This window comes from Mucilaginibacter gilvus (assembly GCF_004054195.1).
Lineage (GTDB): Bacteria > Bacteroidota > Bacteroidia > Sphingobacteriales > Sphingobacteriaceae > Mucilaginibacter > Mucilaginibacter gilvus.
Map to the genome: position 1 here is coordinate 501,522 of NZ_SBIW01000003.1, position 12,938 is coordinate 514,459.

The 12,938-nt window shown below is 41.8% G+C and carries 7 protein-coding genes and 1 pseudogene; 2 read left to right on the plus strand and 6 right to left on the minus strand.

The genetic code is table 11. The features are described from left to right. Positions 1-3 precede the first annotated feature (3 nt). From EPL05_RS08155 to EPL05_RS24625, 5 genes are all read right to left on the minus strand, one after another. The gene (locus EPL05_RS08155; protein ID WP_128533452.1) at positions 4-840 is read right to left on the minus strand and encodes a phytoene/squalene synthase family protein; all 837 of its coding nucleotides are present in this window, start codon (positions 838-840) and stop codon (positions 4-6) included. Then, on the minus strand, positions 837-2,366 hold the full coding sequence (locus EPL05_RS08160) for a phytoene desaturase family protein (RefSeq protein ID WP_128533453.1): 1,530 nt from the start codon (positions 2,364-2,366) through the stop codon (positions 837-839). The genes EPL05_RS08155 and EPL05_RS08160 overlap by 4 nt, the downstream gene beginning before the upstream one ends. A gap of 476 nt (positions 2,367-2,842) precedes the next feature. Continuing rightward, a complete protein-coding gene (locus tag EPL05_RS08165) occupies positions 2,843-3,118 on the minus strand; it encodes a hypothetical protein (protein ID WP_128533454.1) in 276 nt (91 codons plus the stop codon). Between the two features lie 16 nt (positions 3,119-3,134). Further along, positions 3,135-3,272: a hypothetical protein gene (locus tag EPL05_RS23945; RefSeq protein ID WP_166727667.1), complete on the minus strand. Its 138-nt coding sequence runs from the start codon at positions 3,270-3,272 to the stop codon at positions 3,135-3,137. 113 nt (positions 3,273-3,385) lie between these two features. Next, positions 3,386-3,595: a universal stress protein gene (locus EPL05_RS24625; protein WP_128533811.1), complete on the minus strand. Its 210-nt coding sequence runs from the start codon at positions 3,593-3,595 to the stop codon at positions 3,386-3,388. Between the two features lie 274 nt (positions 3,596-3,869). On the opposite strand from EPL05_RS24625, the pseudogene EPL05_RS24630 reads away from it, so the two are divergent. Continuing rightward, positions 3,870-4,019: pseudogene (locus EPL05_RS24630) on the plus strand (oxygen-independent coproporphyrinogen III oxidase); the annotation flags it as partial. Between the two features lie 483 nt (positions 4,020-4,502). Here EPL05_RS24630 and EPL05_RS08180 read toward each other — a convergent pair. Beyond that, complete coding sequence (locus EPL05_RS08180) at positions 4,503-8,675, minus strand: hybrid sensor histidine kinase/response regulator transcription factor (protein WP_128533455.1); 4,173 nt, start codon at positions 8,673-8,675, stop codon at positions 4,503-4,505. Between the two features lie 1,129 nt (positions 8,676-9,804). Between EPL05_RS08180 and EPL05_RS08185 the strand changes: the two genes are divergently transcribed. Further along, on the plus strand, positions 9,805-12,927 hold the full coding sequence (locus EPL05_RS08185) for a SusC/RagA family TonB-linked outer membrane protein (protein WP_128533456.1): 3,123 nt from the start codon (positions 9,805-9,807) through the stop codon (positions 12,925-12,927). The last annotated feature ends 11 nt before the right edge of the window (positions 12,928-12,938 follow it).

Below are 12,938 nucleotides of genomic sequence, written 5' to 3' on the forward strand. Positions count from 1 at the left end.
ACTTTATAATGCGTTTAATTTATGGCGCAAAAGCGAATCGAACATCAAAATGAACTTGTGGCTATTAGATACCCTGATGCGCCCGTACATTACCTTGTCTGCCGTTGTTTTGGTGATTTTATGAAACAGTTTTTTGTAATATACAAATGCGAGGTAAACCCCCTTACGTGACGACCGCGGCAATAAGCGGATGCCCGTCAGTGCTTCATTAAATTCTTCCCGTATTTCTTTTTCAATTTCAGCCTTATCATTATTAGAAAAATTACTAAGGTCAATACCGGGAAAATAGGCGCGGCTCAGGTCCTGATAATCGGCTTTCAGATCACGAAGAAAATTAACTTTTTGGAATGCAGAACCTAATTTCATGGCGGGGTTTTTAAGACGCATATAGGTCTCTTCGTCGCCGCCGGTGAAAACCTGCAGGCACATGAGACCTACTACCTGCGCTGAGCCCAGTACATAAAGATCATATTGGTCTGGTGTATACCTGCGCTGCTCGAGGTCCATTTCCATACTTTTTAAAAACTGATCAATTAGCTCATGTTTGATATGATACTTATTTACAGTTTGTTGAAAAGAATTTAATACCGGGTTTAGGCTAATGCCACGCCTGATAGCTTCGAAACATTCCTGTCGCAATTCGGCCAGCAAACTTGCTTTGTCATAGTCGTGGAAGCTATCTACTATCTCATCGGCAAGGCGCACAAAACCGTATATAGCGTATATAGGCTGGCGCAGCTCTTTATTTAAAAAATAGATTCCCAACGAAAAACTGGTGCTGTAAAGCCTGGTAGTTGCTTTACTGCATGTTGCTGATAGGGTATCAAATCGTTCTTTCATGATAGTTTATTCAAATATTTTATCATTTGTTGTGCGGCTACCTTTCCCGAAATGATGGATGGCGGCACGCCCGGGCCGGGTACCGTAAGCTGGCCGGTATAAAACAAATTATCTAAATGTTTATTTTTAATAGAAGGTTTCAGGTTGGCTGTTTGCATCAGCGTATTGGCCAAACCGTAAGCATTGCCCTTAAAGGAATTGTAGTCGGCAACAAAGTCGTTAACGCAGTAGCTTTTTTTGTAATCGATGCTTGTCCTGATATTGGTGTCGGTATGCTTTTCCAGGCGGGACATGATCAGATCGAAATACTGCTTACGCAACGCCTCCGTATCATCAGCACCGGGCGCAAGCGGCATCAGCACAAACAGATTTTCATGGCCTTCCGGTGCAACCGTAGCGTCGGTTTTTGAAGGGCAGCAAACATAGAACAATGGCTTAGAAGGCCATTTTGGCTCTTTATATATTTCAACAGCATGTTGCTGCAGACCGGCATCGAAAAATAGGTTATGATGCTGCAGTTTAGCAACTTTTCGATTAAGCCCGAGGTAAAAGATCAGGCTTGAGGGTGCCATTACCCTGCTTTCCCAATACTTCTCATTATAGTTCCTGTACCTTGATTCTAATAGCTTACTTTCCACATGGTTGTAATCGGCACCGGCTATAACGCCATCGTACTGTTTGGATTGCTTTGTTGTAACTACTTCATTCACCAACTTACCTGCAGCATTCAGTTTGGTTACCGATTCGTTGGTGTAAAAATTCACACCTTGTTTTTCGGCAACGGTGCGCATGGCATCGATCACCGTTCCAAAGCCCCCTTCCGGATACCAGGTGCCGAGTTTTAATCCGGCATAGTTCATCAGGCTGTACAGGGCGGGTGTTTCCTCGGGCATTGCCCCTAAAAACAGTACCGGGAACTCCATGAGCGCTATTAACCGGGGATCTTTAAAATATCTTCGAATATGCTTGCTGAAAGAGTTGAAAACCTCCAGTTTGAACAACCCTTTGATCAGATCTTTATCGGCAAATTCAAATAGAGATAGCCCGGGTTTGTAAACCAACTTCTCCATCCCTATTTTATATTTATAGGATGCCCCGTCTAAAAAAAGCTTTAACTTTTCTGAACTACCGGCTTCAATCGATTCGAAAAGATCACATAAGCCTTTAAAATTAGCCGGGATATTAATAACATCATTTTTGCCATACACTACAGAAAAGCCGGGATCCAGCTGCTCAAGTTGATAAAGTTGTGGCACTTCGTAGCCGAAGTCTGCAAAGAATTTTTCAAATACTTCCGGCATCCAATACCAACTTGGGCCCATGTCAAAAGTATAGCCATTTGTTGTAGTTAAATACCTTGCCCGGCCGCCAATGCTACCATTCTTTTCGTACACATCTACCGTGCAACCAGCCTGGGCTAAATAAGAAGCCGCGCTTAATGCAGCGAAACCCGAGCCGATGACAGCTACTGACGAGATCGCGTTCTTTTTGGCAAAAAGAGAAGTGGACTTTTGATACAGGCGCATTGTAGTACAATTATATACTAAATTTTAAAATATAGTGCATAATTGAATTTATTTATTGCCTATTATGACTATTTCCGCAGTTTCCTGTCATCTACTACAGTAAAATACATAAGGTGTCGGTTTTGTATTAAGATTTTTTTATTTATTGCCGACTATTAGGAGGAATTGAATTAAAATAATCCCAAACCTTTAAAATCATTTTTAGAAAAATACTATTTTAAACAATCAAAACACTTCGATTCAATAATCATAGAAGTTGCTTGAATTATAACTAACGGAATATCAATTTAATCCACTCATCAACAGTAGCTTTGATTAAGCCTTGAAATGTTCTGGTTGTATGAATTCGATTAGATTCTAACCAACAAATAAATACTTACCTTAAATACTACATAGTATCAGCCGCGATGGCAAGCCGTAAATAGATTGTACTTAGGAAATTATTTAAAAGAAAGTTATAAACCATATCCACTTTATCAAACGTTTCTTAACAAACACGCTGCTATCAGCAGGAAGTAGATGACGGCGAGGTGTTCTTCACGATTCGCGCGGTTAATCGACAAGTAAGCGGCGACTTGAACCAACAATATGCCGACGAAACCCGAGAAGAGTATTGTGAGATAGCTGTTATCTACGATAAATTCTAAGGTATTGCGCCTGGTGCTTTTGATGAAGAAGTTATAGCTTAACAGCAACAGCAACAGCGTCAGGATTAGGCCAGAAAAGCCTAAGGTGATGCTCAGCAGGCTCAAGATAAAGGCCCGCAAGTCAGCTATTTCCGAAAGTGCCCGTAATCGGGAACGAAGCGGTATGGAAAAAAGAAAAAGCAAGAAAAAGTACCGCTATAGCAGCGATGAGCGATAACTGGTAAAAACCGGAGAGCAGGCGAATGGCGGGACTGGACATAAATAAGGTCTTTTATGCAAGTTTAATAATTGTTCGGTACTTTTAAGCTTTTATGTCCATATAAACCCTTCGAAACAGTTGTTTAGTTGAAGCCTGTTTTTTAGTTTTGCTAGTTAATCGGAACTGTCCTTCCGGAGTATATCACTTTCGTCCATAGGCCATACAATACCATCTGCTTGCGGTAGTTCTGCAGACACAGTAACTACGGTGCACAAAATAACATTCGCCCTCAACTGTTTAGCCAGGGAATAGCCGTAATCTACAGCATGCGTTGCGTCAGCAAAAAAATCTGTTGCAATGAGAATCTTTTCATGGCTTTTAATACTTAACTTCTATTGCCAAATCTTATTAACTCGGGGCCGATAGCTAATGATCGAGGTCATGGTTTAAAATAATATTGCACAGCAGAAACCCTTAAAGCAGTTTTTTGAAAATACGATAAATTGATAGCTATCATATTTTTCCTGACGGACAACAGTCCTATGCCAACGGATTAGCCATAGTTTTGGCATCGAAAATATTAGAGCTGCCATGTTACCTACAGAAAACAAAAGCAGGTGGATACATAAACTGATTCCATCTTTCGAAAATTTGTGAACATACTGTGGTTGCAACACCCGGATCACAAAAAATCACGCGGTAGAACAACCTTACATCAAAGCCCTGCTGCTGGAGTGGACCATGTGCCGTAACTTGTTTGAAAAAAAACCGCTCATAAGGGAAATTCACCTGGGTGTGGGTACACCACAATGGGCGTAAATAGACTGCAACTGCTGGATAGTAAACAGCAGGCCCAGATTCGCAGCCGTTACCCTAAAACTTTCGGCTAATTCTTCCGGGAGGGCAGAACTTTCAAATTGTTGCTCAAGTTGAAAGGGGATCACTGATTGTTGCTTTGGAAACCGCCAAACCGCTATGGAGATAAAACACGAATGAACGTCATAGCCCCGGGTTTCTTCCTTGCCGAACAAAACCGTACGCTGCTTACCCAAGCGAACGGGAGTTACACCGAACGCGGCGCGTTGGTATTATAACAACGCCATTTAAAAGTTTTGGTGTATCCGATGAACTGGGTGCGCACTGATACGGTTGTTAAACGATGCCTCGGAATTTGTAACGGGAACCGTTATTAATGTAGATGGCGGGTTTGCCATCACTAATGCGTATAACTCCAAAAAAATAGATATTATAACTGACTTTGATAATCTCCTGTCAAATACTTTCCAATATTTAAATAACGGCTGCGGATGAAAACGAAGGCTTATACCTTTGGATTCTTTTATTACTTAAATATTCTGAGGGGAGTACACCGTACTTGCTTTTAAACGTCCTGGAAAAATAGCTTGGTGTTCCAAAGCCTGTCATGTAAGCAATTTGGGCTACATTATAGTCGCTCGTTTCTAACAATGATGCAGCCTTCTCCAATTTCACCTGGCGAATATATTCAACTGGTGTATATCCTGATAATTCCAGCAATTTGTTGTACAACGATCCACGACTCATCCCTACATATTTACTCAGTTTTTCAACAGATAGCTCGGGGTCGTTTAGCCCGTTTTCAATACACTCCATTATCTTATTCATCAATTTGACATCAGCCGATTCGGTTTCTATCTGGCTGACTTTGAATTGGATATGTTTGGAGTATGTTTCTTTAAGGCTGTTACTCATAATGAGCAGGTTGCAAATTTTTGTGTACAAGATCTGGAAATTGAAAGGTTTTGTAAGATAATCGTTTGCCCCGGAGCGAAGACCTTTAAGTTGCTCTTCTTCCTTTGCCATTGCGGTAAGTAAAATAACCGGGATGTGGCATGTGCGTTTATCCGATTTAATTTTCTTACTCAACTCTATACCATTTAGATAGGGCATGCCAACATCACTTACTATCAGGTCCGGATGGGCGCTCAATGCTTTTTGCCAGCCTTGTTTACCATCCGCAGCTTCCAAAACCTGGAAATAATGTTTTAAATGATTGGCAAGATAGTGCCGGAAATCGTCGTTATCTTCCACCAATAAAATGGTGGCCATGTTAGACGCGCCTTCTGTGAGATCTTCAAATGGACGAGTCTCAATTCCTTCCTCGTGAGGGAAGCAAGCCTGTTCTAGAATAATGTCCTGCTCTTCATAAAAGGCAATGGCGGGCACCAACGGCAATATTATCATAAAGTCGCTGCCTTTTTCACGAGCGCTTTTGGCGCTTATGTTGCCACCGTGTAGTTCAACAAATTCTTTTGTAATGGAGAGCCCTATCCCGGTTCCCTGGTTCATTACCGAACCGTTTTGCCGCGATTGATAAAAGCGGTCAAAAACTTTAACAACGTCACTTTCATCTATCCCTATTCCGGTGTCTGAAACGATCAAATTTAAGATGGGTTGCTGCTTATCAGCATCGCAAATATCTATTTTTATGGTTACGCAGCCGCCACCCGGCGTAAACTTAAACGCGTTAGATAACAGGTTAAATATCACGCGTTCCATTTTATCGTAGTCGAATTGTGTTATCCACACTTTTTGTGAGCTTTCTACATTCAGCGTAATTTGTTTTTTATCTGCTATATCCCGGAAAGATTCGGAACATTCAATAATGAAACGGATGATATCTCCGGGTGTAAGGTTTAGTTTTAATTCACGCTCCTCCATTTTACGGAAATCCAACAGCTCATTAACTAAATTAAGTAGTCGTTTTGCATTTCTTTTGATCATGTTCAGCTGGCCAAAATCGTCACCTTCAAAACCACGGGTCATTAACTTTTCAACAGGGGCAAGGATAAGCGAAATAGGTGTTCTAAATTCGTGGCTCAGATCTGTAAGTATTTTTATTTTTACCTGGTCAACCTCATGCAGTCGCTCGGCTTTGAAGCGCTCACGTTCTATTGATTGTTTAGCCTGTAATTTTTCCTGGGCCACTTCGAACCCGTTTCTCAATTTTCTAATGCCTTGTCGGCGAATGAGTAACAAAACAGAAATGGCAACCAGCATGTACACCAAATAGGCATAAACAGTGCGCCAATAGGGCGGCAACACCGTAATTTTTATTTGGCTGTGCGCGTTGTTCCATGAATTTTCATTTTTACTTGCCATCACCTGGAAAACATAGCTGCCTGGATCAAGGTTTGTATAATTTGCAGTTTGGGTTCTGTTAACAAAGTTCCATCCTTTATCAAAGCCCGATAGTTTGTAAGCATACAGATCCTGCTTAGGCGCGGTGTAATCGACAGCTACGTAACTAATAGAAAAGTTTTCGCCATATTTAAGCATGATCTCTTTAGCGTTGCTGATCTGTTCATGAATAGGCGACTTTTGTGCAGGCATTACAGGCACGTTATTTACTTTTAAGCCGCTAAATATAACCCTGCCAGGTATAGATGAGGGGGGGAGCTTTGCCGGGTTGAAGTAGTTAAACCCATCCTGCCCTCCAAAATATAGGTCGCCGAGAGAGGTTTTGATGGCTGCAGAGGGCATAAACGAGCCCTGTTGAACGCCGTTTTCGGCGGTGAAATTCCTGAACTTCTTTTTTGTGCGGTCAAAGGAGCCGATGCCCCGGTCGGTACTAAACCAGAGTAAACCCGCATCGTCTTCAATAATACTTTTAACAAAGCCGTTTGTTAACCCGTCTATTTCTTTAAACGAACGGAACCTGTTCTTTTTTGGGTCGAAATAACTGATGCCATCATTTGTACCGACCCAAAGCGCGCCATCTTTGGTAATTGTTAAGGTTGAAATTATGTCATCAGCTAATCCACTGTTTGCCTTTGTGTAATGGCTTATACTTCCGTCTGCAGGCCGATATACCGCGATACCGGTACCTGTAGAACCGATCCAAACGTTGCCATTTGCAGCAGTTGCCATGGCAACAATAAAATCATTTAAGGGCAAATTGTGTTGGAAACCTATGCTCGCTTTTCTGTTTAGTCTTGAAAATGAATTGGTGAGCGGATCATAAATATCTACGCCGTACCCAAGTGTGCCCAGCCAAACCCTGCCTTGTTTATCCTCGGTAATGGCGGTTATATTGTTTTGGCTTAATCCCGCTGGTGTATTATCACTTGTAGTTTGCTTAAAGGTTTTATCACGCGGATCAATACAAAAAACACCATGGTGATAAGTGCCTGCCCACAACTTTCCATTTTTATCCATACGCATGGATAAAATTGTTGGCGTTGCGGTTTTGTCGAGCTTACTGGTTAGCTTATAGGCGCTAAATAAGCCGGTGTTACTATTAAAGAGTTTTAGGCCACCGCCGTCTGTAGCTACGAAAATGTTCTCGCTTTTATATTCTGCAAAAGAAGTTACAAATGGTGCCGAAAGCCCATACGGATCAAACGGATTACTTTGCTTTAAATTAAAAAGAGGCAGATGTTTATCATATTTACTCACACCGCCACCAAAAGTACCAACCCAATAAATGCCTTCCGGGTCTATTAAAAAGCTTCGGATGGAGGTGCTCTTCAGGCTAAACATATTGCGGGGATCCGGCTTTAATTGCCTGAATTGAGCTGATTTTAGATCATATATATTCACCCCGTCCTCGGTTCCTATCCAAAGACTGCCATCTGCGCTGGCGGTTAAAGCAAATACTGCATTATTACTGAGGCAATTTGTTGCTCCTTTGATGCATCTGTAAACTGCAAATTTACCCGGCGAAACCTGTTTATTAAGGCCGTCGAAAGTGCCGAACCAGATATTTTTGTCAGCGTCTTCGGCAATTGATTTGATAATGTTGTTGCTGATGGTTGTTGGGTCAGCCGGATCTTGAGCGAATCTTGTAAGCTTTTTTCGATGCCGGTCAAAGCAATACACTCCATTATTGGTTCCAACCCACATGTTGTAATTGCTGTCTTCCAATAAGGCAATTGCTACAAAACTACCGGTTTCGGTAGTTTTAGGAAGTTTAATGGGTAGGCAGGTAGAGCGGCCGGTTTTAAGATCAATCATTCTCAAATCTCCGTAAGTACCAACCCAAAGGTTTCCATTATGGTCCTCAAGTATAGTTCTGGCAGATATCGTGGGCAATTCCTTCCAATTGCCGTCACCATTATATTTTTTAAACCTGTCGAGCTTTTGGTCGTAATAGCAAAGTCCGCCGGCTGATGTACCTATCCAAAGTTTCCCGGAATGATCTATAAACAGGGCCAGCACTTCGTTAGATGGCAGGCTTTTATCATCGCCCTGATGATGCCTGTATATAGTGAAATTGCTGCCATCGTACTTACTTAAACCGTTAGTAGTACCAAACCATATCAACCCGTTATGATCTTTAACAATAGCATTAACTGTGTTTGACGACAGGCCTTCTTTTACGGTGATGGAAGTAAAATTGATGTTATCCTGGGCAAAGCCAATATGCGGCATATTGCTTAACATTAAGCACAGCGCAAGGCTATATCTAATTAACTTCAACATATAGTGCTTTGGCTATGTAAGCATATCAGTTTTTGAAAACGGATATAATTACGAAGGTTTTAGTAAGAATAATTGGTTATGGTAACAAATATATTACTCTAAATGAAGAATCCTAAACAAAGCTGATAATAATGAGCGATTTAATACAATCGATTGTAAAAAACTGTTCAGTTGAATTAATTTTAGCTATAACTGCTGCAAACAATAACGTATAATAGGGGTAGATCAAAGAAAAAAAGGACAGCGTTGCGCTGTCCTTAACCAATTAACTAAACAATAAAGGCGAGAGCCTAAAAGAGATATGGGAAAATTTTGTCGGGTTAAAATTGTCTATTTTTAAAGTAACGCAATAGTTCTGTTCGCCATTTCTACGTCACATATGTATTATGCTAAATTGAATAACTACTGTAGTTCCAGTTGCTCTTATCATGGAAACGGCTGGTAGTATAATTGAAACAGCCGTGATAATTAAACTGCTGTTATTTGATCTTAAAATATACCAAATACAGCATAGTAGACTGCTTACCCACATCTAACTATTCTTATTATTTTATCAGGTAGGCAATGCGTTTTCCTATGCGGGCTTATAACGACGATATCTTTCCTCATTAAAATAACTTGCTGAATCAGCGGTAATTAGTTAATACTAAAATTCTATTACACCCTGTTAATATTCCCCAAAGGTTGCCATTGCACATTTGTACGATGATTTTGACGATATGTGATATACAAAACATTCCAAACCGCAGAACTTAGCAGATGTCAAAAGGTGTAGAACCCGCCTGATAACCAAATTATAAATCAATAACCAAATTTTACTCATACAAGATTTTTCAGACTCCGCTTACGACTCATTTTGCAATCGATTGCTTTGGGTTTAACGGGTAAACTGCTTGTTTGATTTTTAAGCCTTATTAAACCAATTTAAATGAGCAACCTATTATGGTAACATAAATGAAAATCTAAGGGCACTTGTCAAGGACAAAATCTGCTCCCCATAACCAACTAACCAATATTCAATAGGAAAGATAATCCGCACGATTAGAATTAAAGGAATGGCCTTGCAAAAAAGGCTGCTCGCTACCATTCCATTGTCGGTTTTAACTACCTAATCCCTAATAACCAAATTATGAAAAGATCACTACTGAACATTTATAATAAAGCGGCGCTCTTATTGCTTTTTAGCATTTTGAGTTGTGCTACCGCTTTGGCGCAAGACAAGAGGCTCACAGGTACTGTGTTTGATGAACAAAATCAACCTCTTCCCGGTGCCACCATTAAAATCAAATCCGGACAGATAGCTGTAGGTACAGATGTCAACGGTAAATTCACCATTAGCGTGGCCAATAACGAACAAACTTTAATTGTTCACTTTGTAGGCTATGTAGATGAGGAGGTAACTATAGGCAGCCAAACCAACTTTACCGTCCGGCTTACGCCCAGCTCCAAAAATCTGAACGAAGTTATTGTGGTGGGTTACGGAACCGTGCGTAAGAAGGACTTAACGGGAGCTGTTGCTTCCGTTTCGGGCAAGACATTGGCAGAAGTACCTGCCCCAAACTTAATTGACCAATTAAAAGGCCGTACCGCAGGTGTAGACGTAGTGAGTAACGGTGCTACACCAGGCACAGGAGGCCAGATCCGTATAAGGGGTAACCGTACTATTACCACCGGTAATAATGATGGCCAGGATGGCCCGCTTGTTGTTTTAGACGGGATTCCTTACCCCGGTAGCATCAATGATTTTGCTCCGGAAGATATCGCATCCATTGATATCTTAAAGGATGCATCTGCTACAGCCGTATATGGTTCGCGTGGTGCAGGTGGCGTTATTTTGGTTACTACTAAAAGGGGGCGTGCCGGTAAAACGGTTATTTCCTACGACGCGTATTATGCAAACGCTAAGGTGCTTGGGAAATATAACATTTATGACGGAGCCGGTTACGCCAAACTTAAGGCTGATGCAGCTACCTATAATACAGCTTCTCCGGGTACCAGCGCTTATCCTATAACCCCGGCCGAACAGGCGGCATTAACAGCCGGCGTCTCAACCGATTGGCAAGACCTTATTTACCGTACCGCACCAACCCAAAGCCATCAACTAACTGTATCTGGTGGTGGTGATGCCACCCAGTTTAATATTGGTGCAGGCTTTTACCGCCAGGATGGTATCATCGTTAACCAATATTTCGATCGTGCGGATCTGCGTACAACAATCGATCACCGCATCAGCAGCCGTGTTAAAATTGGCTTGAACAGCATAAACACATTGCGTTACACCAGCCTGCCGGGTGGTGGCGGCGTACCGGGTGGCCTGGTAAGAACCACGCCACTTGCACCGCTGAAGAATGATGACGGCACCGTAAATCTTTTCCCGCAAATAGGAAGCATTGATGCCGCTGCAGTAAGCCCTTATACTTTAATTACCAAGGCAAGTTCTATATATGACCGTACCCGTCGCTATTCTACATTCAATAGCTTTTATGGCGAGGTAAATATTCTGAATGGCCTTAAATACCGTTTAAATGTTGGTTTGAATTTTATACAGGAGAATGGTAACACTTACAACGGAACACTCACCTATGTAAATGGCAACTCTTCATTAAATAACGCCAGCCTTTATAATAACGAGCAGTGGAATTATAACGTTCAGAACTTGTTATACTATAACAAAACGTTTAAAAAGCACCGGATAGATTTTACCGCGCTTTACGAAATAACAAAGGATCATAACAAGAACAGCAATTTCGCTACCACCGGGGTACCAACAGATTATATCCTCAACTCTAACTTTAACCTGGCAAGCGGCGCTATAACGAGTGGCGGTAGTTTTAGCGAGCAGGGCCTTCTTTCGTACATGGCACGTTTTGCTTACAGCTATGATGATCGCTACATGGTAACCCTTACAGCGCGCCGTGATGGGGCATCTTCTTTAGCTCCGGGCCACCAGTGGTTCACTTACCCATCAATTGGCTTAGGCTGGAACATCAGCAACGAAGCTTTTATGAAGAACATTACCCTCGTTAATAATTTAAAAATAAGAGGTGGCTTCGGTATCTCAGGTAACCGAAATGTAGGTGCTTATGCCACACTGGGCGGCCTAACCTCAACAGCTTACAACTTTGGCAGCGGGGGCCAACTTGCGTATACGGTTACAAGTTTGCCAAATCCAAATTTAGGGTGGCAGTCAACAGCGCAAACAGATATAGGTTTAGATATCACCATCCTGAATAACCGTATCACCGCCAATATTGATGTTTATCAGCAAAAAACAAAAGACATTCTTTTACAGGTTAGCCTGCCGCCAAGCAGCGGTACCGGTAGCACATTCCAAAACCTTGGTAAAACTGAAAGCAAGGGTATAGAGATTAACCTATCTACAATTAACATTCAAACAAAAGGTGGTTTCACCTGGAGTACCGATTTTAGCTTCGCGGTTAACAGGGAAAAAATAACGCAACTGACAAACGCAAGCCAATTGAGCGACCCAGGCAACGGATGGTTTGTGGGCCAACCTTTGAACGTTATTTACGACGTAAAGAAGATAGGCATCTGGCAAACTGAAGATAAAACCAATGGAACGCTTGCAAAACAAACCTCTCCGGTACAGTTCCCGGGGCAGATAAGGGCACAAGATGTGAATGGCGATGGTATAATTAACGCTAACGACAGGCAGATCCTGGGTGATTTCCAGCCAAAATGGGTTGGAGGCTTTACAACCCGCTTTGCTTACAAAGCCTTTGACCTTTCCGTGATTTTTTATGCGCGTATGGGTATGAAAGTACTGTTGCCTTATTTTACTGCTGATGGAGGTGCTGCTGGTTTCGCTTTCTTTAACCAGGGGCGTGTTAATCAACTAAAAACAAATTACTGGACGCCAACAAACCCAACAAATGAGTTCCCGGCACCGGATGCCAGTACAGATCGTTTGTTGTTTGGCTCAACGCTTGGCTATTACGATGGCTCGTTCATCAAATGCCGCAGCATCAACCTGGGTTATGTGTTGCCAACCAAATTAATCAATAAAATAGGTTTAAGCAGTTTACGTGTTTACGCTAATGCTACCAATCCATTCATCGTTTACTCGCCAATAGTGAGAGATCATTTGGCACTTGACCCGGAAGGAAATGGATATGGCGGTTCGGTAAATAATACTGGTGGCAATGCCGCGGTGACCAATCGTGCTGTAAGCGTGAATCTTAATAACCCATCTTACAGGCAATTTACCGTAGGTGTAAATGCTAAATTTTAAACTTTAAAAGA

What these genes read in the sequence shown, in the direction of transcription:
- EPL05_RS08185 (WP_128533456.1), top strand. Translation starts at nt 9,805, where the DNA reads ATGAAAAGATCACTACTGAACATTTATAATAAAGCGGCGCTCTTATTG.
- EPL05_RS23945 (WP_166727667.1), bottom strand. Translation starts at nt 3,272, where the DNA reads ATGTCCAGTCCCGCCATTCGCCTGCTCTCCGGTTTTTACCAGTTATCG.
- EPL05_RS08155 (WP_128533452.1), bottom strand. Translation starts at nt 840, where the DNA reads ATGAAAGAACGATTTGATACCCTATCAGCAACATGCAGTAAAGCAACT.
- EPL05_RS08180 (WP_128533455.1), bottom strand. Translation starts at nt 8,675, where the DNA reads ATGTTGAAGTTAATTAGATATAGCCTTGCGCTGTGCTTAATGTTAAGC.
- EPL05_RS08160 (WP_128533453.1), bottom strand. Translation starts at nt 2,366, where the DNA reads ATGCGCCTGTATCAAAAGTCCACTTCTCTTTTTGCCAAAAAGAACGCG.